Origin of the sequence: Paenibacillus sp. PsM32, assembly GCF_030433815.1 — a bacterium.
Taxonomy (GTDB): Bacteria; Bacillota; Bacilli; order Paenibacillales; family Paenibacillaceae; genus Saccharibacillus; species Saccharibacillus kyungheensis.
This window is the reverse complement of the sequence record NZ_JARUWY010000005.1, coordinates 21,939-47,438: the sequence shown is the minus strand read 5'-3', so window position 1 is coordinate 47,438 and position 25,500 is coordinate 21,939. Positions and strand designations below refer to the sequence as shown.

General features: G+C 40.0%; 22 protein-coding genes, 1 pseudogene and 1 riboswitch. Of the genes and pseudogenes, 2 read left to right on the top strand and 21 right to left on the bottom strand.

The window, feature by feature from the left end:
• Nucleotides 1–8: 8 nt before the first annotated feature.
• The 13 genes from QCD85_RS11815 to cymR form a co-directional block, all read right to left on the bottom strand.
• Entirely contained in the window at nt 9–2,516 is a 2,508-nt protein-coding gene (locus tag QCD85_RS11815; RefSeq protein ID WP_301262726.1) for a methyl-accepting chemotaxis protein, read from the bottom strand.
• Between the two features lie 261 nt (nt 2,517–2,777).
• A complete protein-coding gene (locus QCD85_RS11810) occupies nt 2,778–4,148 on the bottom strand; it encodes a peptidase U32 family protein (protein ID WP_301262725.1) in 1,371 nt (456 codons plus the stop codon).
• Between the two features lie 40 nt (nt 4,149–4,188).
• Nucleotides 4,189–5,121 carry a peptidase U32 family protein gene (locus QCD85_RS11805; RefSeq protein WP_301262724.1) on the bottom strand — a complete coding sequence of 311 codons (933 nt, stop codon included), beginning with the start codon at nt 5,119–5,121 and terminating at the stop codon, nt 4,189–4,191.
• Between the two features lie 24 nt (nt 5,122–5,145).
• On the bottom strand, nt 5,146–6,195 hold the full coding sequence (mltG, locus tag QCD85_RS11800; protein WP_301262723.1) for an endolytic transglycosylase MltG: 1,050 nt from the start codon (nt 6,193–6,195) through the stop codon (nt 5,146–5,148).
• Nucleotides 6,196–6,285: 90 nt separating this feature from the next.
• Complete coding sequence (locus tag QCD85_RS11795) at nt 6,286–6,594, bottom strand: DUF1292 domain-containing protein (protein ID WP_204822994.1); 309 nt, start codon at nt 6,592–6,594, stop codon at nt 6,286–6,288.
• Between the two features lie 4 nt (nt 6,595–6,598).
• Nucleotides 6,599–6,895, bottom strand: coding sequence for a DUF1292 domain-containing protein (locus tag QCD85_RS11790; RefSeq protein ID WP_204822993.1), 297 nt, complete (start codon nt 6,893–6,895; stop codon nt 6,599–6,601).
• An 11-nt stretch (nt 6,896–6,906) separates the two neighbouring features.
• Nucleotides 6,907–7,323 (bottom strand): Holliday junction resolvase RuvX, encoded by a 417-nt coding sequence (ruvX, locus tag QCD85_RS11785; protein WP_204822992.1) that lies wholly within the window; start codon nt 7,321–7,323, stop codon nt 6,907–6,909.
• A gap of 17 nt (nt 7,324–7,340) precedes the next feature.
• Nucleotides 7,341–7,601 (bottom strand): IreB family regulatory phosphoprotein, encoded by a 261-nt coding sequence (locus QCD85_RS11780; RefSeq protein WP_069329188.1) that lies wholly within the window; start codon nt 7,599–7,601, stop codon nt 7,341–7,343.
• Between the two features lie 221 nt (nt 7,602–7,822).
• Nucleotides 7,823–10,450, bottom strand: a complete 2,628-nt coding sequence (gene alaS, locus QCD85_RS11775; protein WP_274172063.1) for an alanine--tRNA ligase — start codon at nt 10,448–10,450, stop codon at nt 7,823–7,825.
• Nucleotides 10,451–11,007: 557 nt separating this feature from the next.
• Nucleotides 11,008–11,202, bottom strand: coding sequence for a hypothetical protein (locus tag QCD85_RS11770; protein ID WP_273613339.1), 195 nt, complete (start codon nt 11,200–11,202; stop codon nt 11,008–11,010).
• A 28-nt stretch (nt 11,203–11,230) separates the two neighbouring features.
• Nucleotides 11,231–11,737, bottom strand: a complete 507-nt coding sequence (locus QCD85_RS11765) for a PRC-barrel domain-containing protein (protein ID WP_273613340.1) — start codon at nt 11,735–11,737, stop codon at nt 11,231–11,233.
• A gap of 119 nt (nt 11,738–11,856) precedes the next feature.
• Nucleotides 11,857–13,008: a cysteine desulfurase family protein gene (locus QCD85_RS11760; protein WP_301262722.1), complete on the bottom strand. Its 1,152-nt coding sequence runs from the start codon at nt 13,006–13,008 to the stop codon at nt 11,857–11,859.
• Between the two features lie 115 nt (nt 13,009–13,123).
• Nucleotides 13,124–13,543: a cysteine metabolism transcriptional regulator CymR gene (gene cymR / locus QCD85_RS11755; RefSeq protein ID WP_069329183.1), complete on the bottom strand. Its 420-nt coding sequence runs from the start codon at nt 13,541–13,543 to the stop codon at nt 13,124–13,126.
• Between the two features lie 330 nt (nt 13,544–13,873).
• On the opposite strand from cymR, the gene mnmA reads away from it, so the two are divergent.
• Nucleotides 13,874–14,998 (top strand): tRNA 2-thiouridine(34) synthase MnmA, encoded by a 1,125-nt coding sequence (gene mnmA, locus QCD85_RS11750; RefSeq protein ID WP_273613342.1) that lies wholly within the window; start codon nt 13,874–13,876, stop codon nt 14,996–14,998.
• A gap of 171 nt (nt 14,999–15,169) precedes the next feature.
• On the opposite strand, the gene crcB (QCD85_RS11745) is transcribed toward mnmA, so the two are convergent.
• The 3 genes from crcB (QCD85_RS11745) to QCD85_RS11735 all read right to left on the bottom strand — a co-directional run bounded on the left by crcB (QCD85_RS11745) (nt 15,170) and on the right by QCD85_RS11735 (nt 17,410).
• Entirely contained in the window at nt 15,170–15,535 is a 366-nt protein-coding gene (gene crcB, locus QCD85_RS11745; RefSeq protein WP_301262721.1) for a fluoride efflux transporter CrcB, read from the bottom strand.
• Nucleotides 15,525–15,917 (bottom strand): fluoride efflux transporter CrcB, encoded by a 393-nt coding sequence (crcB, locus tag QCD85_RS11740; protein WP_301262720.1) that lies wholly within the window; start codon nt 15,915–15,917, stop codon nt 15,525–15,527. Before crcB (QCD85_RS11740) ends, crcB (QCD85_RS11745) begins: the two co-directional genes overlap by 11 nt.
• A gap of 68 nt (nt 15,918–15,985) precedes the next feature.
• Nucleotides 15,986–16,048: riboswitch (Fluoride riboswitch) on the bottom strand.
• 45 nt (nt 16,049–16,093) lie between these two features.
• On the bottom strand, nt 16,094–17,410 hold the full coding sequence (locus QCD85_RS11735; protein ID WP_301262719.1) for a replication-associated recombination protein A: 1,317 nt from the start codon (nt 17,408–17,410) through the stop codon (nt 16,094–16,096).
• A 153-nt stretch (nt 17,411–17,563) separates the two neighbouring features.
• Between QCD85_RS11735 and QCD85_RS11730 the strand changes: the two genes are divergently transcribed.
• Complete coding sequence (locus QCD85_RS11730) at nt 17,564–17,857, top strand: cupin domain-containing protein (protein WP_301262718.1); 294 nt, start codon at nt 17,564–17,566, stop codon at nt 17,855–17,857.
• Nucleotides 17,858–17,967: 110 nt separating this feature from the next.
• Here the strand turns inward: QCD85_RS11730 and QCD85_RS11725 are convergent, their stop codons facing one another.
• The 5 genes and pseudogenes from QCD85_RS11725 to hisS all read right to left on the bottom strand — a co-directional run bounded on the left by QCD85_RS11725 (nt 17,968) and on the right by hisS (nt 25,141).
• Complete coding sequence (locus QCD85_RS11725; RefSeq protein ID WP_301262717.1) at nt 17,968–20,109, bottom strand: HelD family protein; 2,142 nt, start codon at nt 20,107–20,109, stop codon at nt 17,968–17,970.
• A 505-nt stretch (nt 20,110–20,614) separates the two neighbouring features.
• Nucleotides 20,615–21,025: pseudogene (locus tag QCD85_RS11720) on the bottom strand (NUDIX hydrolase).
• Between the two features lie 176 nt (nt 21,026–21,201).
• Nucleotides 21,202–21,957, bottom strand: a complete 756-nt coding sequence (locus tag QCD85_RS11715; RefSeq protein ID WP_273613347.1) for a tRNA threonylcarbamoyladenosine dehydratase — start codon at nt 21,955–21,957, stop codon at nt 21,202–21,204.
• Nucleotides 21,958–22,023: 66 nt separating this feature from the next.
• Nucleotides 22,024–23,814 (bottom strand): aspartate--tRNA ligase, encoded by a 1,791-nt coding sequence (gene aspS, locus QCD85_RS11710; RefSeq protein ID WP_301262716.1) that lies wholly within the window; start codon nt 23,812–23,814, stop codon nt 22,024–22,026.
• Between the two features lie 82 nt (nt 23,815–23,896).
• Nucleotides 23,897–25,141, bottom strand: a complete 1,245-nt coding sequence (gene hisS / locus QCD85_RS11705) for a histidine--tRNA ligase (protein ID WP_273613349.1) — start codon at nt 25,139–25,141, stop codon at nt 23,897–23,899.
• Nucleotides 25,142–25,500: the final 359 nt, after the last annotated feature.

The following is a 25,500-nucleotide window of genomic DNA, read 5'->3' as shown; positions in this document are numbered from 1 at the left end:
TATCTATATTACGTTCTTTTGTCTGACTCGTTATTTAATGGTGTATCATTTTCCGCTGTTTGTGATTGGTCGATATCAACAGGTGTAGACGAATCAGATTCTTCGGCTTGTGCAGTCTGTTCTTCAACAACATCCTCTGGAGAATCTGAAGATACCTCAGAAGAATGAGTCTCTTCTTCATCTACTGTAAAGCGAGAAATGGTTTCTTTCAGATCAAGCGATACATTTTCCAATTGACCGGATAGTTGAACAAGCTGCCCACTAACATTGTGTTGTTCATTGCTCAGTGAAGCTACTTCTTGTGAAGTGGCAGAAGACTGTTCTGCTACCGCACTCACATTACTCATCGCTTCAGACATCGTATTCTGTACTTGACTCAGATCATTGATCGAAGCTGTTACAGAGTTTAACTTCGTTACAAAAGCAGACATCTGACCTTGTACTGATTCGAAAATAGTTGTTGTGTCTTTAACGGCTTCAGTTTGTTGCTTGAATAACGGATACGCGTTATTCAGAACTTTAATCGTTTCTTCCATTTCTTGCTGAATATTAGTTGTGATTTTACCAACCATAAGAATAGATTCGCGCGATTGTTCTGCTAGTTTTCGTACTTCATCAGCAACCACCATAAATCCTTTACCAGCGGCTCCAGCACGAGCGGCTTCAATCGTTGCATTGAGTGATAAAATATTGGTTTGTTTCGTAATATTCTGCATGACATCAAGCACTTGTTGTACAGATGAAGTACTTTGTTGCAATGAGTCAATACGAGCACCTAACGAACGAATCATATCTTCTGTCGTTTGTGTACGGGTTAGCAATTTCTCCATATGCTGTACACCTGTCTCACTTGCTTGTTCTACATCATGCGCAGAAGCACCCATTTCATTGTTAGCACTGATCACTTTATTCATTTGACCCATAATGCCATCAGCAAGTTCTGTACCCCGTTCTGCTTCTAAAGCAAGGCTACCTGCACCATTTGCAATTTCTTCTGTCGCTACTGCTATTTCTTTGGCTGATGTAGCAGTCTGCTTAGACGCATTACTCAATATTGTTGCAGTACCCAGTACTTCTTGAGCAGATTGATTGGTCTGTTTTACAAGGTTCGTAATATTTTCCATCATTTCATTAAAAGCGGCACCTAATTGTCCAATCTCATCTTCAGACTTATGAGTCGTACGCACATTCAATTTACCTTGTGCACCTTTGCGCATCAATTGTTGTAGATTTTGTAATGGCTTCGCAATAATACGAATAATAAAGATACCGATCAATATAGCAAATACAGCGTCAATCACTGCAAAAATTAATGTCATATTCAAAATAGGTTTGGCACTAGACACCAGTTCATTAATCGGTACAGTTCCTACCAATTTCCAATCTGAATTTTGAAGTGTACTATAAGCGATTAGAATAGGTGATTGGCCATCGCTATTTTCAACTCGACCGCTTTTCTCTGTCAATTGAGGTAAAAAGCTATAGTTGGATGGCTTGGAAATGTCTGCACTATTCGTCGATGCAATCACTGTATTCGTAGCACCACCAATAAGATCAACACGACCACCTGTACCCATATTCACATTAGCAATCTGATCTTCAATCAGCTTACTGTTCGCACTAATCACGAATACAAATGAATCGGAAGAATTCGTCGTACGTACAGCTCGTGCAAATAAAAAGTTTTTAACAGTGCCTTGCATCTCCATCGTAGGAACCCATTGCATTACACCATTGCCACTTTCTAATTCTTTGTACCATGCTGTATTACGCACATCCTCAGCTGCTGGAATTTGTACACCGGCTCCAACTACATTTACATTTTTGTTCATAGGTACGATATAGATCGAATCAATCGCATCTAATGAATTTAACTGATTTTGTAAATTACTTGTAATCGCATTAACAGCTTGGAATTTATCAAAATCATCTATACCGGGTTTGGATAAGTTGATTAACTCTTCTTGCATATTAGGATCAAAAAAGATTTGAGTCGATGAATTAACCAATTGTCCCAAAATAACATCTAATTTTTCACCTGTTTGAATAATCGTTTGTTCATTACCAACTGCTGCATTTTCTTTAATAATGCTTTTGGCAGTTAAATACGAGAATGTGCCTAATGATACAACAAGCAACATAATGGCGATAAAAAAGATAAGGAATAATTTAATCCCTACCGATTTAGCTGGATGTAAGCCACGCCAGCGCTGAGCAGGTACAGATGGATCATTGGATGGATTGTCTTTGTTTGTGGAAAAGGTTAGTCTTTTGGGAATTTGCGCCCACTTCGGAAATGCACGCGCCGTTTTGACGGTAGGAGAGGGAAAAGAAGAATCGGTTGTATCCGTTTTCTTTTGTTGTGTAAACCATTTTTTCTGAGCTGTTTCTTTCGCCTTTTTCGATAAACCTGTACGTTCACGTTTGAGTTGCTTTTTTTGCTCTTTTTCAAGCTTCTTGGTGTCTGGAAGTGTTATTTTGCTTTTTGTTTTGCCTTTTTTCTGCAATAACCCCATAATCTTCACCGCCGTTTTAGATTTCGTGTGCATACAGGTTTTTTTATGTAATTCGACTGGTTTATCCCTGTTTCACCTTAATAAACGAAACAAAAAATAAGCATCGAAAATGCTCTTGATTCCATTATCGGTTATAAAACAGGAAATTTGAACCCCTTTTCGCAAAAAAATAAGGTCTATTATACTATGACGTATAATAGACCTTATTACATAATATGATTGTAAACTATCTAGCTTATGATACAGAATCATGAACTATGATTAGACAGTTACTGTTGCTTTTACAGCTTGTTTGGCTTGTTTAGTGTTATTTTTGCGCATCATATCAAAATAACGAACAGGATGATCTACTTTCATTTTCACTTTTTGTAAAGGGTGACGGGCAGCATCTAATTCATTGCCTGCCTCATCCCATAATTGACCGACTGTTTGTTTGAAGAACATTTGATTCGGTCCAAAAAATTCAATTTGTTGTCCTGGTTTGAAATGATTACGTTGTTGCACAGTAGCGATCCCTGTAGCTTCATCATACTCCAATACCAATCCTGCAAAATCATAAGGAACTGCTTTTTCTTCTGCTTCGTAAATATGATCTTCATGATCAGGTGTATCATAGAAAAATCCAGTATTTAGCGGGCGATTAGCTGCTTTGTTAATATCTTCAAGCCATTCTGGCTTTAATACATAGTTCTCGGGATCAGCCATATAAGAGTCGATCGCTTGACGATACGCATTAACCACAGTCGCTACATAGTGAATAGATTTCATACGACCTTCGATTTTGAAGCTATCTACGCCGACTTCAATCAGACTAGGAATATGCTCTAACATACACAAATCTTTAGAACCCATGGAGAACGCAGAATCTTGTTCTTCGTATAAAGGCTTTTGATTCACGCCCAGACTAAACTGTTGCAACATCTGTTGGTCTGCTGCATCTTCTTCGGATACCCATTCTTGTTCTGAACGAGCATCTTCAAAAAGATCATATTTCCAACGACAGGACTGACAGCATCCCCCGCGATTAGAATCACGATCTGTAAAATGGTTCGATAATACACAACGTCCAGAGAAAGAAGAACACATTGCTCCATGAATAAACGCTTCGATTTCAACATCAACATGTTTTTTGATCTCCGCGATCTCCGCAAAGCTTGTTTCCCGTCCCAATACCACTCGTGGCAATCCTTCTTCTTTCCAGAATTTCACCGCTTGCCAGTTCAATGTGGATTGCTGAGTACTCAAATGCACTTCCAGACCCGGTGCACAACGAAGAGCGGTTTCAATAATCGCAGGATCGGCTACAATCACTGCAGAGATACCGACTTCTTCTAATTTACATAAATATTCTTCCAGACCTGCTATATCTTCATCATGAGCATAAATATTTGTAGCTACAAATACTTTAGCACCATAAAGATTAGCAAACTCTACTCCTTCGCGCATTTCTTCAAAGCTGAAGTTATCTGCATTTGAACGAAGACCGTATTTTTGTCCACCAATATAGACTGCATCTGCCCCATAATGAATAGCAAATTTCAGTTTTTCCAAATTACCAGCCGGTGCTAACAATTCAGGTTTGGCAAGACGATGACGTTTACCATAATACTTTGGTTTTTCCGTTGTTGACATGGAAAGCCCCCCTTTTTCAATCATTCCATTCTTACCTTTATCAAAATACTTGTTCTTTATAAAAGAATCCAAATGACAATTCACGTTCAGGATCTTGCATACGGCGAATCTCATCCATCCATGATTCATCAAATTCATACTGTTCTGGATCTTGAGCATACTGATCAATCGCTTGACGGAACATCCGGACTGCTGTTTCGTTATACGCGGTTGATTTGAGAATGCCTTCGATTTTAAAACTTTGAACGCCAGCTTCCATTAACAAATGCAAATCTTCCAGAATACATACATCTTCTGAACTCATGATATGCGTTCCATTGTTATCTTCATAGATAGGAAATTTCTCATCACGACGCTCAGCTTCGATCAAAAACAGTCCACGTTGCAGACCCAAATCATCACCATCAACCGGTCGACCTTGATGCTGCATATAACTACCTACTAGACGTCTTTTGGAATGATAAATATTGGTCATACCATGTACTTGTACTTGAGCTTCTACTTCTAGTGTATCAATCATGCCTGTAATCTCATCCATATTGAGCTCACGTGCTAGCACAGCACGTGTAGCGCCTTTACGACCCCAGTAGTTCGCTGTAGTCGCATTGGTAGAAGTCATCTCTGCATTCCAGTGCAAAGCGATCTCAGGCGCATACTCACGGGCTAGACCTACTATCGCCGGATCACCAAATTCGATCCCGTCGACTTGTAACTTTGCCATCTGCTTCATATAATCCGGTAAACCTTCTAATAAGTCATTTGTCATTAAATTATTAACCGCTACATAAATACGCTTGCCATGTTCATGCGCATAATCTACTGCTTGTGCAATATCTTCTACTTTGAACTCCCCAGACAACCGCATACCATAACGTTCTTCACCGATCAAAAAAGCATCGGCTCCCGCTTCTGCTAAACGATACAATTCTTCGAGTGAAGATGCTGTAACTAACAGTTCAGGTTTTTTGTTCATCTTGAAGCCACCTCCCACACAGCCTTATTTGGCTGTATTCTTGCTTGTTTCTATATTTTTGAGATGTTCTTGATACGTTTTGGCGAATAAATGACCGCCTGTACCGTCTTTTTTCGTAACATAATACAGATATTCTGAAGCTTCAGGTGCCAGTGCTGCTTTGATCGCATCCAGACCTGGATTAGCGATTGGCCCCGGTGGTAAACCTTCATGTAAGTACGTGTTGTAAGGACTATCTATTTTAAGATCTGAGTATAACAGTCGATCTTTTTGCTTGCCTAGGGCATATTGCACAGTTGCATCAATTTGAAGCTTCATCTTTTGTTTGAGACGATTATCGATGACACCTGCGACCTGCGCTCTTTCTGCTGGAACTACAACTTCACGCTCCACTAGAGAAGCTTCTGTCAACAGTTGGTGAACCGTGAGATTACGTTCTTTTAGTTGAGCATCCAGATTATCAATTGAGCGTAGCTTGGTGCGAGTCGCTAACAACATATTAGCAATAATATCGGATTCTGTACTTTCAATCGGTAGATCATACGTTGCCGGGAACAAATAACCTTCTAGTGGATGCAGAATACCATCACCTGTTGGCACTTTAAGTTCTTGAGCGAGTTTTAAAGAAGAAGGATCATCTACTAATTTCATAAAAGCATCGCGATCTACATATCCAGCCTCACTTAATTTATCGGCAATCTGAGTTACTGTATACCCTTCAGGAATCGTAAATTTCATCGTTTTGGGCACAACAACTTCTGCATTATCTAACTTTGAAATAATCTGATCATACGTTAAACCTGGCGTGAATTCATAATCACCTGCTTTGAATTCACTGCCTTCGCTTTTCATTTTCAAATACACTTTAAAAGCGAACGCATTTTTGATTAATCCATTTTGAGCTAATTCATCAGCTACTGTAGCTGTGCTTGTACCTTGCTTTAACGTATATGGTACTACTTGATCCGATGCTGCTGTAGGTTTCATAGCATTCCACCCATAGCCAATACCGGCTGCAATCACAATCAGAACAATCAATATAATCCATATCCCTGTCCTACCTCGTCTGCGCAATGAATATAACAGCTCCTTTTACAGCCAAAAAGAGCGGAAAGATCCCGCTCTTTTTGGAAGATAATTGTGCATATTGTACTGCATCCGTGATTAATCTTCAAACGGTAATGTCAGTTCGTCATATAGCTCGGCTACATCTTCCCATTCATCATCATCATCAATAGTCACAAGTTCAGGTTGTCCATCCGCAGCATCGATAATTTTTAAAATCTCGACTTCGTCTTCAGGAATACCATTATCTTTTTGCAAGACTGCATAAGTCCCTGTGTCTATCTGAAATTCACTGACAATACGATAAACAGTCACTTCGTTCTGTTCATCCGTTAGTTCAATCAACAGACCATAAGCTTCCAGCAATCTTGACGTAAACTTGACGTTACTCGCAGAAAGATCAGTCATAGGTTTATTCACCATCCAATTCAGCAACTAAAGTATTGAATGTTTCTTCAACGATCTGCCATTCCTCTTCATTTTCGATAATGAAAAGTTTGAGATCTTCGCCTTCTTCTTCATATCGAAACGCATATACTTCGTCAGTATCGTCCTCTGTGGATTCCATAGGCACGACCATCATATATTTGGCGTCCGAACCATCAACCTCGAATTTCATGATGACTTCAAACTCTTCCTCATTACCTTCATCATCAGGAATATAAATAATTTCTGGTTCTTCCTCAAGCAAATTTTGATCTTTAGCCATATTTACCACCCTCACCTTTTACTTTTGGCATCCAAGTAATTTTGTAAAATCAAGCTTGCAGCCATTTTATCAACCACTTGCTTGCGTTTCTTGCGACTTACATCTGCTTCAATAAGCGTACGCTCGGCTGAGACAGTGGTAAGCCTTTCATCCCATAGGTGAACAGGTAGCTGCACAGATTCTTTGAGACTTTCAGCGAATTCCATACTTAGTTGACCACGGGGACCGACGCTTCCGTTCATATTCTTAGGTAATCCAACCACGATCTCTGTCACTTCAAGCTCACGTATAAGCTCGACGATACGCGCATCCACATCTTTGGTACGCTTGCGATCAATGACTTCTACCCCTTGAGCGGTCCAGCCAAAAGCGTCGCTGATTGCAACGCCAATTTTTCGATCCCCATAATCTAACCCTAATATTCTCATTTCTTTACGCTCCGTCTCTACCGATGACTGGCCAGGTAGGATCGGACCAGTTCTTCTATTAATTCATCCCGCTCTTTTTTACCGATCAAACTTCTAGCATTTTTATGCCGGGGAATGTAAGCGGGGTCCCCTGAGATTAAATATCCAACCATTTGATTGATCGGGTTGTATTCCTTCTCAACCAGTGCATCGTATACAGTGAGAAGTATTTCCTGAGAAGAGGTTTCGTGCTCGTCACCCTTCACATTAAATTTAACTGTTTTATCCATGGAGTCCACTCGCTGACACCTCGCTTTTTGGAAAAAGTGTATACTTGTACACTTCCTCAAAATGGAATCCCTTGCTATTCATGCTGATTCTTTTTCATCATAACACAACAAGGGATATACAAGGAATATTTACGTTAAAACAATTCAAAAAGTTACAAAATTGTTTCAACTTTTTGAATCTAACACGCTATTCCTTATTTTTTTATACCCATTATCTGTTCCTAATATCATTAAATCGAAGCGACATGTTGCTTCGCTGCTGCAAGAGCTTCTGTTAATTTGGAAGCATCTTTACCACCAGCTTGCGCCATATCAGGACGACCACCACCACCGCCACCACAGATAGCAGCGACTTCTTTCACCAATTTACCTGCATGTAGTCCGCGTTCAATACCAGACTTCGGAACAACAACAACAAAGTTTACTTTGTCGTCTTGAGCTGCACCTAGAACAAGCACGGCTTCAGGCAACTTGCCTTTTAATTCATCTGCTAGACCACGCAAAGCATCCATACTTGGAACATTAACAGAGACAGCTAACAGTTGAGTAGAACCTACAGTTTCGACTTGATCTGTTAATTGACCTGCTTCAATCAAGCTTAATTTGCTTTGCAGTGATTCATTCTCACGACCTAGATCGCGTAGTTGTTGGTTAAGTGATTCGATACGTTTAGGAACATCATGTACGTTTGATTTCAATTGTACCGCAGCTTGCTTCAAAATATCCAATTGGCTATCTAAGAACATGTATGCTAGACGTCCAGTAACGGCTTCGATACGGCGTACACCCGAACCAATACCACTTTCAGATACCAATTTGAACAATCCGATACGTGCTGTATTGTCAACATGACAACCACCACATAATTCAATACTGTAATCACCGATTTGGACTACACGTACAATATCACCATATTTTTCACCAAATAGTGCCATAGCGCCCATTGCTTTCGCTTCGTCGATTCCTTTGTACTCGATCTCTACATCTAGACCTTTCCAGATTTCCTGATTCACACGACGCTCGATATCTGCAAGTTCTTCCGGTGTAATACTACCGAAGTGAGAAAAGTCAAAACGCAAACGCTCTGCTTCAACCAGTGAACCTGCTTGATTAACATGTGTACCTAATACATCTTTAAGCGCTTGATGCAATAAGTGAGTCGCTGTATGGTTTTTGATAATATCGTTACGGTTTGGTGCATCTACTTCTGCTGTTACGACATCACCGATATGAAGTTCACCCGAACTTACAGTAACGATATGCACAAATTGTCCGCGTGGAGCTTTGAACAATCCTTCGACAGAAGCTTCAACCGTATCATTGCTCAAACGACCTACGTCACTGATCTGACCGCCACTTTCTGCATAGAAAGGAGTTACATCCAGAATCACCTGACATTGTTGCCCTTCGCCTACACGATCTACCGATGCTTCTTCTTGAATCAAAGCGACTACAGTAGCTTGTACTGTTAATTGCTCATAACCGATAAATTCACTTTTGCCTTCAAAATCAGACAATACACCGCCTTGAACTTTCATACTGCCGCTATCTTGACGAGCAGCACGAGCGCGATCACGTTGCTCTTGCATAGCTGCATCAAAGCCTTCACGGTCTACAGTTAGTCCATTTTCTGCTGCATAATCTTCTGTTAAGTCAAACGGGAAACCATACGTATCATATAATTTGAACGCTTCTGCACCACTGATTGCTGTTTGTCCATTTTGCTTCGCTTGTGTACTCAGATCAGCCAAAATATTCAAACCATCGGATAAAGTCTCATGGAAACGCTCTTCTTCTGTACGAATAATTTTCTCGATAAATTCACGTTTGGATACCACTTCTGGATAGTAGACACCCATAATCTCGCCTACGATACCTGTTAAGCTGAATAAGAACGGTTTATCCAGACCGATCACTTTACCGTAACGTACAGCACGACGTAGCAAACGACGAATAACATAACCGCGTCCTTCATTGGAAGGCAATACACCGTCAGCCGCTGCAAAAGCAACAGTACGAATATGGTCAGCAATAACTTTCAATGCTACATCAGTTTCTTCGTTTTGTTTGTAAGTTACGCCTGCAATTTGAGCAGCTTGTTGAATAATCGGTTGGAACAAGTCAGTGTCAAAGTTAGAATCCACTTCTTGCAAAATCGAAGCAAAACGTTCTAAACCTGCACCTGTATCTATATTTTTGTTCGGTAGCGGTGTGTAGCTACCATCTTTGTTATGATTAAATTGAGAAAATACCAGGTTCCATACTTCTAAGAAACGTTCGTTTTCTCCACCTGGATACATTTCTGGATCATTTGGATCAAGAGCACCGTAAGCATCTCCACGATCATAGAAGATCTCACTACAAGGTCCACAAGGGCCTTCGCCGATATCCCAGAAGTTTTCTTCCAGACGAATAATACGTTCAGCCGGTAGACCGATTTTCTCGTTCCACAATTTGAAAGCTTCTTCATCTTCTGGATAGACTGTAACTGATAAACGTTCTGGATCAAATCCGATCCATTCTTTTCCTGTCAAAAATTCCCACGCCCAAGTGATCGCTTCTTCTTTGAAATAATCACCGATCGAGAAGTTTCCTAACATTTCAAAAAAGGTATGGTGACGACGTGTTTTACCTACGTTTTCAATATCGTTGGTACGAATACATTTTTGTGAATTAGTGATACGTGGATTTTCAGGTTTTTCGCGTCCATCAAAATACGCTTTCAGTGGAGCCATACCCGCATTAATCCATAATAGAGATGGGTCATTATGAGGTACCAGTGGAGCACTTGGCTCTACGTTGTGTCCTTTGCTTTCAAAAAAAGCGAGCCATTTGGAACGAATTTCACTTGCTTTCATAAGTAATGAGCCTCCTCAGAATAGTTAAACATCTATTTCTTGTTGATCCAGTGTGATCTATCCAACCTGTATCTACTGACAAGTCGGTAAAAAAAAAGCGCCCTGCGCAAAATCAGGGGCGGTGTTCTGGTGTGTATCTAACATTAGTCCCTGCAACCGCTCTTTTATTGTGTATAGGTTTTGTGAATCAAGTGACAAACAACCGCTTAATACGTCCAATAATATCTATGTAGGGTTCGGTCATCACTTCAATTACCTGTGTAACAAAAGATGTATGCCTGGATCTCCTCTATTTCGGGTCATGGATCGTCCATATTCCGAAATTTCACGGTTCTTTAACAACTATATCAGTATATCTAGCGCCCATACGTCTGTCAATCGCATCGGTCATGCTTAAAAGCCCCGACTTCTATCGCCACCTCTACAGATGTGCAATACAAGACGGGGTTTTTAAAATAGCGCTGATACACGTAGTATGTATAAGATAAGAATTGTACCGCGCTGTCAAAACAGCCGATATTCGCCACTCTATACATCGTTCATGTTTATAAAAAGGCTCAAGCTTGTGTATACATAGCTACTGGTTCTTCGACAAACAAATCATCTAATGAACTTAGTGTGCCGTCTTCTTCGACTTGATATACAGACATTTTGCCACCATTTACTGTTAGCTCGATAAAACAACCCCAGCAATAAAATTGATGGGAACCAATTTTACCAATATCTTTTGAATTACAATTTGGACATTTCATTCAGCGCTCACCCTATCCGTCTCCAAGTTTAATGACATTCCTCTAGTCGTTCATTACTTTCGATCGGCACCATAATCGCGCTTTCACCAAAAGCAACTTGTCCGCTTACCGGAAGCCACTTTCTTCCACCTATCATATCCGAGATAAAGCCATCACTGATTTCAATCCCGGTAATGCTTTTACCCAACTCGTGGTCAAAATAAACATCAGAGACATACCCTAACATTGCTCCATCACTGGTCAGAAGTGGCATATCTTTAATTTTGTTTTGACCGATCAAAAATGTATGTTTAATATCGTCAGCCGCGATCTGGCGGACTGCCTGTTGATTACGGATCATAATAGCGTCTTCTCCATAGGACACAATATCTTCCCACAGTATGGTACGCACTTGTAATGAGAAAAAGCTTTTACCTTCCAGTTCAAAACCTTGAACAGACCAGTCTTCGCTTAATATAAAGTCGTGAATTTTACCAAGTTGCTTGCCATCTTCAATATCAAATACAGCAAGTCCAATCATTCCCTGCATCTTCATAACGCTCAGGACCTCCTCATCGCATAGATTGCGCAGGAAGAAAATCATTTCTTTCTTGCCCGGCTGTTGGCGTCATATGATCATCTTCCCTCCCTTATTATTCACCACACAGGGGAGCCCTAATTTCTACTACGTATGCGCTTTAAAATAGTTGCAATTTTTTGTGTTACATATGCTATTTCTTCCCTAGTATTACCCATCCCAAAGCTAAAGCGAATCGCGGAATTCAATAGATTTTCAGGAATTTTCATTGCTTGAAGAACATGTGACAATTCTAACGAACCTGAAGTGCATGCAGACCCACTTGCAGCTGCGATATGTTCCATATCCAAATTCATTAACATCGTTTCACTTTTCACACCGGGAAAGCTAATATTCAGAATATGAGGCAAGGATTGATCGATAGGTGTATTGACTGCATACCCTTCTGATCCTATTTCTTGTTCTAGACATTCCAGCATATACGTACGCAACGAATGAAGATGCTCTATACGCTCTGGTAATCCTTCTACTGCTAGTTCTACCGCTTGACCAAAACCGGCAATACCCGCTAAATTTTCAGTACCTGCACGACGTTTGCGTTCTTGCAGTCCTCCATAAAGAACAGGTTCTACTTTGACACCATGACGAATATAAAGAGCACCGATCCCTTGAGGACCATTGATTTTGTGAGAGGAAAAGCTAATCAAATCAACAGGCAATTCATGACAGTTCAAATCAATAGCACCTAATGCTTGCACAGCATCGGTATGAAAAATAATGTCTTTAGAACGTGCCAGCTGTCCTATTGCTGCAATCGGCTGAATCGTACCGACTTCATTGTTGCCAAACATAATACTAATCAATATCGTTTCTGGACGGATCGCCGCTTCTACGTCTTCAATATGAACCAATCCATGTTGATCGACAGGCAGATAAGTCACTTCATATCCACGACTTTCCAGAGCTTCACACGCATGAAGTACCGCATGATGTTCAATTTGTGAAGTGATAATATGATTGCCTTTATGACGTAATGATTCAGCAATACCGAATAAAGCCAAATTATCACTCTCAGTTCCTCCTGCTGTAAAAACAAGCTCATCAGGGCGGCATCCTAACCGTTTAGCCATTTGATCTCTTGCTCCACTGACTACTTTTTTCGCAGAGCGACCAAAAGCATGCACACTTGAAGCATTACCGTGAGTATCTGTCATTACTTTTAACATCTGTTCAGCGACTTGTGGATGAATCGGTGTAGAAGCCGCATGATCTAAATAAATAGCTTTCATCATGTATTCACCTTTCTGTATAAGAAAATAAAATATACATACAAAGACAACAAAAAACGGAAGGGAGCAGCAATATACCTGCGGGTTCCCCTCCGTCTTGTGGTCTACATCGAATTTAGATATAAAACATATAATTGTCTTCTTGACCTTGCTCACGATACGTGATCAAGTCTTTGAGCGTCGTTGAATCAATCACTTGTGCGATTGCGTCACGAATCTGCATCCATAAATGACGCTTCGCTGCTACATCTTCATCGGTAAAATCAACCACTGAGATTGGACCTTCAAGTACGCGGATCACTTCACCTGCTGTGATCGTTTCCGGTTCACGAGACAAAATATAACCGCCATACGCACCACGGATACTTTTTACTAATCCGGCATTACGAAGTGGAGCGATCAATTGCTCCAAATAATGTTCAGAAAGTTGATTTTTTTCAGCGATACTTTTGAGTGATGTCGGGCCTTCACCAAAACGGGAAGACAATTCCATCATAATCGTTAGACCGTAACGTCCTTTAGTTGATATCTTCATATAGGGCACCTCACTTAAATTTGGCAAAAACAATGATAAATCGTTGATTTATTGAACAACCTCAATTATTATTAATAGTTGCACGTATCGTAAAATTCCGATAATTCACTGTATTCCGATCATTCTTGTTACCTATCGTAACATATATACAGGCTTTATGGGAAATTATTCGTGCCTTTTACAACGTTATGTTACAAGAAAATGGTACAATGAATTATTGCTGTCGGTTAGATATACCTTTTACAGATGAATTCTTATTATTGTGCACTTCCTATTAATCATTTCGCAAATAATAGAATCATCTCATCTTATATAAAGTGGTGAGTACAAATGGAAAAAGCAAAAGCAGACACTCGTGTCGTTGTCGGTATGTCCGGCGGAGTCGATTCCTCAGTAACGGCGTTGCTACTCAAGCAACAAGGTTATGATGTAATCGGAATTTTTATGAAAAACTGGGATGATACCGATGAGTTCGGTCATTGCACAGCAGAAGAAGATTCAGAAGATGTACGCCGGGTCTGTGAACAGATCGGGATTCCTTACTATACCGTCAATTTTGAAAAAGAATATTTTGATAAAGTGTTCACGTATTTCTTAGATGAATACAAACGTGGACGTACACCGAATCCAGACGTGATGTGTAACCGTGAGATCAAGTTTGGTGAATTTTTAAATAAAGCGATGGATCTAGGTGCTGATTATGTAGCTACAGGTCATTATGCACGTGTCGTTGAAAAAGACGGCGTGTTCCAATTACTACGTGGTATCGATAATGGCAAAGATCAAACGTATTTCTTAAATGCATTGAATCAAAAGCAATTATCCAAAACGATGTTCCCGATCGGTCATTTACCAAAACCAGAAGTTCGCCGTATTGCAGAAGAAGCGGGTCTATATACAGCGAAGAAAAAAGATAGCACAGGCGTATGCTTTATCGGTGAACGTAATTTCCGCGAATTTTTAAGTGGATATTTGCCTGCCAAATCTGGCAAAATGGTTGATATTGCAACAGGTGAAGTAAAAGGTGATCATGATGGATTGATGTATTACACGCTTGGACAACGTCAAGGATTGGGTATTGGCGGTTCAGGAAATGGTAATCCATGGTTTGTTGCTGACAAAGATTTGGAACAAAATATTCTGTATGTTGTACAAGGTGATCAACATCCAAGTCTATACTCTACTGGTCTTGTCGCATCTGTAATGAACTGGATTGATGGTTCAGAGCATGCACCGGGTACTACACTGCATTGTGTAGCCAAATTCCGTTATCGCCAACCGGATCAAGGAGTTACATTAACATGGCAAGCAGACGGTAATGTCCATGTACAGTTCGATGAGCCACAAAAAGCTATCACTCCAGGACAAGCTGTTGTTTTTTATGATGGTGAACTTTGTCTTGGTGGCGGTACGATTGATGTCGTGGAAAAAGTAGCTTACGAAGCAGTAGTATAATCGCTCATTATAGTATCGGCTCAAACTACTAGTAGTATTTTATGTAATAGTACAGGTTCAAGAGTACAGTACTCGATAGATATGATCATAAATAAGTATTACAAAAAAGAGTTACTGATGATTGTCATCGGTAACTCTTTTTTGATTGGGTATTTTAGATTTTCGAGATGATTAGAAATACGTATTTCCAACCCATAATCCAAGCCATGCACAGCCGATACCTAATATATATGAAGCACCGATATAACTCCAAAACAGACGATACTTTCGCTTGAGATGTAATTCAATATTTTCTAATTTGAATGTTGAGAAAGTAGTATAACTACCCATAAAACCAGTTCCAATTAACAATTGAAAGTGACTATTCAACCCTGAAGCGAATAATAATCCTAGCAAAAAAGAACCGCTAACATTAATACATAATGTCGCTAAAGGAAATTGCATCGGCCACTTCGTTTTCATCCAATTGGATAACAATAAGCGAGCCAGAACGCCAAATACAGCTCCTACCGATACCAACAGCATATTAATGAGCATGACGGTTCCTCCTTTTGTTCAGCCACTGTTCACTAACATAGAATCCGAAGCGTGAAGATAACAATCCACCTATAAGACTAGCGCCAATATAAAGTACTGCTGTGCCATACCAGTGTTTTTCGATCAGTTGGATACTTTCCAGACTGAATGTTGAAAAGGTAGTAAATGAACCTACAAATCCTGTACCAAGCGCTGTAATAATCGTTTTGGAGATATAAGGAAGTTCCGCTAAGTACTTCATCACGATAGCTAATAGAAAACATCCAACAATATTAATAATCAATGTCGCTAGCGGAAAGCCAGAGCTGACAATCCACACTCCTGTTAGATAACGACATAATGCTCCTAACACGCCAAATAGAGCTACCCAGACATAATACATATTCATAATCCCCTTCCCTGTCCATAAAAATAACTCCTACTCGAACAACACACAGTAATCCTGTGATTGCACAAGTAGGAGTCATTAGCTGAAACCAGCAGTCAATGGCGAACTCCATCGCCGATTTAATTGATTTCAATATAACGTATGCCTATTGGTTTGTAAAGATTGGCATATTACAACCCTCTACGGCGCTCTTGATTCAGCTTGATTTTCGATTCATTACCTTGCTCTGTCGCTTGATAAAATACTTTACGAGACAGCCCTTTTGGCAGATATTCTTGTTTAACAAAATGATTCGGGAAGTTATGAGGATACTTGTATCCTTCATGCCCTAACTGAGCAGCCCCTTTGTAATGAGTATCTCGTAAATGCAGTGGAACTTCAGCAGACTTGATCTCATCTATCGCTGACATCGCGCTGGAGATCGCTGTATAGACTGCATTAGACTTCGGACTTTCTACAGCAAACAAAATCGCTTGTGCAATATTTAGCTTCGCTTCAGGCCAACCGTTCGTACGATAAGCATCCAGCGCCCCTAACGACTGAATCATCGCTTGTGGATTAGCCAGACCGATATCTTCACTACTAGCGGCAATTAAGCGTCGTAGAAATGTCATCGGGTCCATCCCTAACTTTTCAACTGCATACAAGAACCAGAATAAAGCGGCATCACTGGAACCCCGTATACTTTTGTGAAAAGCAGACAACACATCATATTGAGTCGATTCATCTGCTCGGACAATCGGACGACGAATCGATTCTTCTGCCACCTCCAAAGTCACATGAATATTGCCTTCTGCGTCTGGAGGAGTAGTCACAGCGGCAAGCTCTAATGCATTAAGAGCACGCCGAATATCTCCATTTGCCATCGAAGCAATATGTTGTAGTGCTTCTTCATCCACCTGTAATTGCATAAATCCAAGTCCACGTTCAGCATCGCTTAATGCACGTTTCATCGCAATCATGGAATGCTCTTGATTCAGTGGTTCTAATTGAAACAAAGTCGATCGGCTCATTAATGCGCCATTCACATAGTGAAAAGGATTCTCGGTAGTTGCTCCAATAAAAATAATCGTTCCTTTTTCTACTGCTGGTAATAGAGCATCCTGACGAGAACTATTAAAACGATGTACCTCATCTAAAAAAAGAATCGTTTTCGTTCCATATAGCGACTTATTGGTCTGTGCACGCTCGATCACTTCACGAACTTCTTTAACCGTCGCTTCAACTGCATTCAATCGTACAAATTCAGCTTGCGTATGCTTGGAAATAATATGAGCTAATGTGGTCTTACCACAACCCGGTGGCCCATATAGCAAAATAGACGATACTTGATCGGCTTCAATCGCACGACGTAACAATTTACCTTGACCTACAATCTGTTCTTGCCCTATATATTCATCGAGTGACTGTGGACGCATCCGGTCAGCAAGTACACCCATACTATTCGATCCAGCATCCTGACCACCATCATAAGAAAATAAGTCCATACGTTCACATCCTATCTATAATCCATCATTTGTACTGTCACATTTATAGTGACTGTAATCACCTATATCATGATCATTCCGGTATATATTAAAAGCAGATCCACATCGATCATATTATTGCTTTATTTTATTAACCCAAAGGAGACCTATATTATGCAAACTATTTCATTAGATACAGTCATACCTCAACAAGACAAAAAAATAACTTCGATCTACAATACCGAAGCCCGTCAAATCGTTCATCTGCAATTAAGTGCAGCGCAAGAAATTCCTACTCATAAAAGCCCTAAACAAGTATTCATTATTGTCAAAAGTGGAAAGGTTGTATTTACCGTATCCGATCAAGAAATCACACTATCTCCTAATGAAGTGTTAGTGATGGAACCGGATGAATACCATTCACTTAAAGCACTTGAAGATACATCGATTTTAGTTATCAAATCTTAAATCATACTAAAACCCGTCTCTTTATTTTAACATTATTTTGCACAAAAAGCAGAAAAGAGAGTTCTTCTACAGATCAACTGTACAGAGAACTCTCTTTTTCTGTATTCTTTTTATTCTGTATCGCTCGTAATATACTCAGGGATCTGCTGTCCGTGCATAATCCATAATTCATGCAATGCACGCGTACAACCAACATATAATAACTTGGCATCCCATGCATCATTACGATAATGGTCGGTATCCACATCACTGACAATAACAGCATCAAATTCTAACCCTTTGGATAAATATACAGGTAAAATCGAATGCCCACCTTGATAAGCGGCTTTACCTCCATCAATTAAATGAATCTCTATCCCTTGCTCGGTTAGTTGTTGATGTAATTCAATAGCTTCATGTAATGTTCGTGTCAAAATGGCTGTAGTCCGGTAATCTTTAGTCTGCAATTGTTGCCAGTTCGTGCGGATTGTCTCCAGACGTGTATCTGTTGAACAAGGAATCATCCGCACAGGATCGCCACTACGGAATACAGGCACAGCTGTAATTCCATTTTGTACACCTTTTTCCAAAATGATATTTGCAAATTCGATAATTTCCATCGTCGAACGATAACTTCGAGTCAGCGGGAAATAATCAGTCTGTTCTGGAATAAATAAATCACTGATCTCTTCCCATTGATGTACTCCGCGATAAGCATGAATCCCTTGCGATAGATCACCTAATATCGTAAATGAACTACCACGTACATAAAGATCAAGCAAAGCGACATGAAAAGGAGAAAAATCTTGTGCTTCATCCATAACCACATGGTCAAATCGGTGTTCTGCTTCCATCTCATGAAGTAACGTATGGATATAGACTAGAGCAGGCAGATCATCTTCACGAATACGATCTTTTTTTAATTCAGTAGATACCTGTTTTAGCACGTCTGCCGGGATTTGTTCCCAGATCGGTTGAAGTGCTTCAGCATGATTACCACTTTTGATCGCTTTAAATAACTGTTTATATAATGATAATGGCTCGTATTTAGGCCATTTATTTAAGTATGCTTTTTCTCGTTGAGCTGCTTTTTTCTTGCGTTCTTTGCGAATTGCTTCTGAAGGTGCTACTTTAAGCTGCATTTCTATCCAGCGATGAACACGTGCCATTACCCGTTCTTTGCGCTTCGCTAATGGATAATGTTTGTATTCGTTATTGAACCATTCCAGTATCTCTTGCTGTGACAAAACAGCATCATCCCACGGATTGAAATCAAGCTCAGGTACAGCCGTCTGTTCCAATACGTTCACATACTCACGAATCAACTGCATAAAAGCAAGTGATCCTTTGTAACGTGAAGGAGTGTGATCTGTAACAGCCGGACGATCTGTATTTTCAAACCAGTATTCATACGTCTCTGATTGAGGTACCAGACGAATATCACTTTCCAGAATCTGTTGTGCCCAATCACTAAATGTACTCTGCTGAATATCGCCTACACCCAGTTCTGGTAACACTTCCGAAATATAATCTAAAAACATATGGTTGGGTGCAAAAATAATCATTTTATCGGCGGATACTTGCTCTTGATATTGATACAGTAAAAAAGCTAATCGGTGCAAAGCAACCGTTGTTTTTCCACTACCTGCGACGCCTTGAATCACCAGTGCTGTATTTTTAGCAGCACGGATAATCCGATCTTGCTCGGCTTGAATCGTAGATACAATATCGCGTAGTTTGTTATCTTTGTTTTCGCCCAGACGGTACACTAGAAATTCATCGGTGACTGCGGGTTCTGTACTTTCACGATCATACGTATCTGCTAGACGTTCTAACATGCGTTGATGAATAACAATATTACGCTTAAGATAGACCAATCCTTGAATCAATCCTTCTGGTGCTTCATACACTGCTGCTTCTTCTCCGCCTGTAAATGAGTAAAACAAACTTGCTACAGGTGCTCGCCAATCAATTACTAACGGCTGATCCTCTACCTCAGACTTGCCAACACCGATCTTACCAATATACAGAGGTTGGCGTGTTCCTTCTTCTCCTTCTGCAAAATCCAGACGACCAAAATATGGTGCTTGTGCGCTTTTCGAAAGAGATTGACGTTGCTGTTCACGACCGGATTCCAAAATCTGTTCGGTAAAATCATGCCCCGTATAGACAGGAATCTGGCTTAAACGCTCTAGTTGTTCATCAATCTCAACAACTGTTTGTTGCAACTTGTCTTGCTCTTCTTGATAGGCACTTTGAAAGTTGTCCTCCAATTTCAGTTACCTCCTAAGAAATCTACTTATGATCTCTTTGTTAAACACGCAAAAAAACAAAACGCAGACGTAACAGTAAAAGGTACACTTCTCATGATCACTTTTTGCAAAGCGAATATGATGTCATGTGTACTATTTTCAGGTCAGTCTGCGCTTATGTTTATAGTTTTGCCATTAACAAAGGATTTTTAATATACCACAAGCATTTTGAAAAAACTAGTTCTTTTTTGAAGGACATCATTGAAATATAGTGGTTGAGTATGGGGAGTATTGGGCATCATCCGCTTCAGAAAAGGCTTTGTTCTTGCCGTCGCTGGTGAAATGAAATCCCTTGATTAGACTGCATAGCAGTCGGGATTCCACTTCAAAGGCGACTTTCAGAACAATGCCATTTCTTACGCTATGTTGGTACTTGGATTCTTTAAAAAAAGAGTTAGATTGCTTCAATAAAGGATTATTAAATAAACAGTTTTAATACTTATGATTGAACAAATACTTTAGACAATTAAGACTGAAATGTATATGTACAGTATGACTGAAGTAGTTTTTTGATTCCATTTGAATGATAAGGCATGAGTGTATTGGCTGTTTGCAAATCGACCCATTTCAGTTCTGATATTTCTTCTGGATGTTTAATTTCACATGCTCCGTATAAAATATTTGCTTTAAAGGTTATAAATAAAGCGTGCTGGTCTTTTTCCTGAAAGAAAGCTTCATTTATTGCTAACACATGTTCAACTATAATCGTTAGTCCTGTCTCCTCTTGCACTTCTCGGACAACAGCTTGTTCTAATGTTTCACCGATTTCTACAGCACCGCCAGGAAGTCACCAATCCGATCCTTTATTATTTACCATCAATAGTTGCTCTTGATCTTTATCATAAATAAGAGCATAGACTACATCTACTCTTTGCATGTTATTTTCCTCACTCACTCTCTTTCTTTCAGATGCAAGAATTTAAAATCTTACTTTTTTATATCAGTTACCAATGGCTAATGCCGATCATTCTTAAAAAGAACTACAAGAAAAGAGCATGTATCTTTTAAAAGATAACATGCTCTTTATTGGGAAAAGCCATTTAGAAATTCGTATTAAAGTTCGATACCGTTTTTTTCGAGCAGTTCACGAACAGTGACACTGACCATAATTAGTCCTGCTACAGGAGGAACGAAAGCGTTACTTGCTGGTGGTTGTTTGGCTTTGCGAATCTCCGGTGCATTTTCAGGTACAATTTTATCGGTAATATCTTGACGTGGTTTCATCGGTTTTTCGGTAGAAAAGACTACTTTCACGCCTTTTTTGATTCCTTCTTGACGCAATTTGGTACGGACAATGCGTGCAATCGGGTCCATTTTAGTTTGTGAAATATCTGCGACCTGAAATTGACTAGGGTCCATCTTATTAGCAGCACCCATGCTCGAAATCACCGGAATATTGCGTTCCAAGCATTGTTTAATCAAATGGATTTTGTAAATGATGGTATCAGACGCATCAATCACATAATCAAGATCATATTTAAATAATTCTTCATACGTTTCTTCGGTATAAAACATGTTAAGTGCTATTGCTTCACATTCTGGATTGATCAATTTCACACGATCAACCATAAGATCAGCTTTCTTTTGTCCAACAGTAGTCGTTAGCGCATGAATTTGACGATTGATATTAGTGATATCGACTGTATCTTTATCGATCAAAATAATGCGTCCAACCCCTGTACGTGCTAGAGCTTCGACAGCGATTGAACCGACTCCACCGATCCCAAGAACGGCAACGGTACTGTTTTTCATCACTTCCATACCTTCTGAACCGAAAGCAAGTTCTGTACGTGAGAATTGATTTAACATCGATGTTCACTCCTTTCTTTATAAATGAGAAACTGCAACTATAATCATCATTTGTTACAAACGAGTTTAGTTGTTTTCTTGTTTTTTATCGTCGCCTGGTTTTTTAGCAAGCTTGATATGCAATTGTTGTAATTGAGAAACGTCAACTTGAGACGGTGCATCCATCAATAAGTCAGTTGCATTGGCTGTTTTCGGGAATGCGATCGTTTCACGCAAGTTTGTACGTCCTGCAAGCAACATCACTAGACGGTCAAATCCGAAAGCAATACCGCCGTGTGGAGGTGTTCCGTATTCAAATGCATCCATCAAGTAACCGAATTTATCACGAGATTCTTCTTCTGGAAGACCCAACGCTGCGAACATTTTTTCTTGTACATCACGTTTGTAGATACGCATCGAACCGCCGCCTACTTCGTAACCATTCAATACGATATCGTAAGCTTGAGCACGAATTTGACCTGGATCGGTATCGAATAAATGTACATCTTCTTCACGAGGGCGTGTGAACGGATGGTGTTCTGCTACATAACGTTTTGCATCTTCATCGTAACCAAGTAATGGGAAGTCTACAACCCATACAAATTTGAATGCTTTATCATCGATTAGACCTAGATCGCGTCCAATTTTCAGACGTAAAGCGCCCAATACATCTGCAACTACTTTTTTGGTGTCAGCTGAGAATAACAATAAGTCGCCATCTTCTGCGCCTACAGCTGTTTTGATTTGCTCTAATTCTTGCTCATTGAAGAACTTAACGATAGGTCCTTTAAGCTCGCCTTCTTTGACTTGAATCCAAGCTAGACCTTTAGCGCCATAACGTGCTGCATACGGCTCTAAGCTATCGATTTCTTTACGAGTCCATGTCCCACAGCCTTTAGCGTTTAAGCATTTCACTTCTCCACCTTTTTCAATCACAGAAGCAAATACTTTAACACCACTAGCTGCTACAATATCACTTACATTGACCAATTCTAAGCCAAAGCGAAGATCTGGTTTATCTGAACCGTATTTGTCCATTGCATCTGCATGTGTAATGCGTTGGAATGGTGTAGGAATATCTACATTCACGGTTTCTTTAAATAATTTCACCATTAATTGTTCCATCATATCAAGCAAGTTGTCTTGAGTTAAGAACGAAGTCTCGATATCAACCTGTGTAAATTCAGGCTGACGGTCTGAACGCAAATCTTCATCACGGAAACAACGCGCGATCTGGTAGTAACGTTCAAGTCCACTCACCATCAATAATTGTTTGAAAATCTGTGGTGATTGTGGCAATGCGAAAAATTCGCCTGCATGAACACGACTTGGTACAAGATAATCACGTGCACCTTCTGGTGAACTCTTCGTCAAAATTGGTGTTTCTACATCAATAAACCCTTCGCCATCCAAGAAGTCACGGAAAACTTTAGCTGCTTTGGAACGCAACATCAATGTTTTTTGCATTTCAGGGCGACGCAAGTCCAAGTAACGATATTTCAAACGAACTGATTCGTCCACTTCAATACCATCTTCGATAAAGAATGGAGGCGTTTTGGCTGCATTCAATACTTCGATTTCGGTAATACGTACTTCAATTTCACCTGTAGGCAAGTTTTTGTTAATTGTCTCATCATCACGTAGTACCACTTCACCTTTAACCGCTAATACATATTCGCTACGAACACGATCTGCGATTTGTAAAGCATCGCCAGAGTATGCAGGGTTGAATACAACTTGTACAATCCCTGTACGGTCACGTAGATCGATAAATAGTACGCCACCTAAGTCACGACGAGTTTGTACCCAGCCGTTCAACGTAATCGTTTCGCCAATGTTGGCAGTTGTTAATTGTCCACAGTTATGAGTCCTTAACATAAGTTATTCATTCTCCTTTAAATTGAGTTGATCGTTTTTCGCTATTGCAGCGATACAGTGTTGCTTAGTCAGATATAGCTATTTATTTCAAGTGATCTGCTAACTCGTCCATTTTGACAGTTTGCTGTTCACCAGTATCCATACGTTTCAATGCAATTTCACCACGTAACAATTCATCATCACCCAAGATCGCTGTATAGCGGGCTTTGAAGCGATCGGCTGATTTCATTTGAGCTTTCATTTTACGTCCTAGATAATCGCGTTCTGCGGAGAAACCTAGTTTACGTAATTTGAATAATTGTTTGACCACTTCAACTTCTGCCGCTTCCCCTAAGGCAAGCAAATATACATCAAGTGGTTGAACACCTGGAACTTCTACTTCTTGATCTTCCAGTAACAATTGCAGACGTTCCATTCCGATACCAAAGCCGATACCCGGTTGATCCGGTCCGCCGACTTCTGATACTAATTTGGTATAACGTCCACCGCCACCAACCGTATCAATAGCACCGATTCCTTGCGCTTTGTATTCAAAAGCAGTGTGTGCGTAGTAATCTAAGCCACGTACAAGACGAGGGTTGATCGTATACTCTACATCCATAATTTCCAAATACTCTTTGACTTTAGCAAAATAAACAGTACTTTCTTCATCCAGACTATCTAAAATCGAAGGTGCATCTACAAATTTGTCATGATCGATTTTGCAATCTAATACACGCATCGGGTTACGTTCCATCCGAGTCTGACAATCTTTACACAATGTGTCGCGCATCGGGCGCAAGAATCCAAGTAATGTCTCGTTATAGTTGGCACGTGTCTCTGCTGTACCTACAGAATTCACTTCAACCGTAACCCCTTTTAATCCTAATTCTCTAAAAAATTCTAATCCCAAAGCAATCACTTCTGCATCAATCGCTGGATCAACAGAACCAAAAGCTTCGATACCGAACTGGTGAAATTGACGATAACGCCCTGCTTGTGGACGCTCATAACGGAACATAGGGCCCATATAATATAATTTGCTGACATCAGGCTCGCCATACAATTTATTTTCAGCATAAGCACGTACAACGCCAGCTGTCCCTTCAGGACGTAGCGTCATACTTCTGCCACCTTTATCTTCAAACGTATACATTTCTTTTTGTACCACATCGGTTGTTTCCCCTACACCACGTTGGAACAATTCTGTAGATTCGAATAATGGAGTACGGATCTCACGATAGTTATATCGTCTACATAGATCGCGTGCTTGTTGTTCGATATACTGCCATTTTTCTACTTTACCTGGTAAAAAATCTTGCGTACCTGTTGGTTTTTGAAAAGCCATGACTGATTCCTCCTTGATTCAAGTGATTCCTTATCCTGTTCATAAATGACACAAAAAAATCCCACGCCTCTGTTTATTATAAACAGGGACGAGGGATTGGATTATTCCATTCACCCGTGGTACCACCCACATTTCGAATACAATCTTCTATCTCAAACGATAACTGTCTGATCTAGAGTACAACCATTGCACTCGCTTCATTAGCGGTTAACGCCCGCTGACTACGCATGAGGTTACTTGGATTCCAAAAGGATTAGTTATACTGCAAATATGAATTTACAGCTCCTATCTCACTTTTCTATCTTTCACATCATGTTCTCGGGGAGGTCTTTTCACAAAGGAATACAGGGAATTCTTCC

Coding starts and splice junctions, on each gene's coding strand:
- QCD85_RS11790 (WP_204822993.1), bottom strand. CDS start 6,895: ATGGCTAAAGATCAAAATTTGCTTGAGGAAGAACCAGAAATTATTTAT.
- aspS (WP_301262716.1), bottom strand. CDS start 23,814: ATGTTAAGGACTCATAACTGTGGACAATTAACAACTGCCAACATTGGC.
- QCD85_RS11760 (WP_301262722.1), bottom strand. CDS start 13,008: ATGAAAGCTATTTATTTAGATCATGCGGCTTCTACACCGATTCATCCA.
- QCD85_RS11795 (WP_204822994.1), bottom strand. CDS start 6,594: ATGACTGATCTTTCTGCGAGTAACGTCAAGTTTACGTCAAGATTGCTG.
- mnmA (WP_273613342.1), top strand. CDS start 13,874: ATGGAAAAAGCAAAAGCAGACACTCGTGTCGTTGTCGGTATGTCCGGC.
- QCD85_RS11805 (WP_301262724.1), bottom strand. CDS start 5,121: ATGAACAAAAAACCTGAACTGTTAGTTACAGCATCTTCACTCGAAGAA.
- QCD85_RS11810 (WP_301262725.1), bottom strand. CDS start 4,148: ATGTCAACAACGGAAAAACCAAAGTATTATGGTAAACGTCATCGTCTT.
- alaS (WP_274172063.1), bottom strand. CDS start 10,450: ATGAAAGCAAGTGAAATTCGTTCCAAATGGCTCGCTTTTTTTGAAAGC.
- crcB (WP_301262720.1), bottom strand. CDS start 15,917: ATGTATTATGTCTGGGTAGCTCTATTTGGCGTGTTAGGAGCATTATGT.
- ruvX (WP_204822992.1), bottom strand. CDS start 7,323: ATGAGAATATTAGGGTTAGATTATGGGGATCGAAAAATTGGCGTTGCA.
- QCD85_RS11765 (WP_273613340.1), bottom strand. CDS start 11,737: ATGAAGATGCAGGGAATGATTGGACTTGCTGTATTTGATATTGAAGAT.
- hisS (WP_273613349.1), bottom strand. CDS start 25,141: ATGGCTTTTCAAAAACCAACAGGTACGCAAGATTTTTTACCAGGTAAA.
- QCD85_RS11735 (WP_301262719.1), bottom strand. CDS start 17,410: ATGGACTTATTTTCTTATGATGGTGGTCAGGATGCTGGATCGAATAGT.
- QCD85_RS11815 (WP_301262726.1), bottom strand. CDS start 2,516: ATGGGGTTATTGCAGAAAAAAGGCAAAACAAAAAGCAAAATAACACTT.
- QCD85_RS11730 (WP_301262718.1), top strand. CDS start 17,564: ATGCAAACTATTTCATTAGATACAGTCATACCTCAACAAGACAAAAAA.
- QCD85_RS11770 (WP_273613339.1), bottom strand. CDS start 11,202: ATGAAATGTCCAAATTGTAATTCAAAAGATATTGGTAAAATTGGTTCC.
- QCD85_RS11715 (WP_273613347.1), bottom strand. CDS start 21,957: ATGTTAAATCAATTCTCACGTACAGAACTTGCTTTCGGTTCAGAAGGT.
- cymR (WP_069329183.1), bottom strand. CDS start 13,543: ATGAAGATATCAACTAAAGGACGTTACGGTCTAACGATTATGATGGAA.
- crcB (WP_301262721.1), bottom strand. CDS start 15,535: ATGCTCATTAATATGCTGTTGGTATCGGTAGGAGCTGTATTTGGCGTT.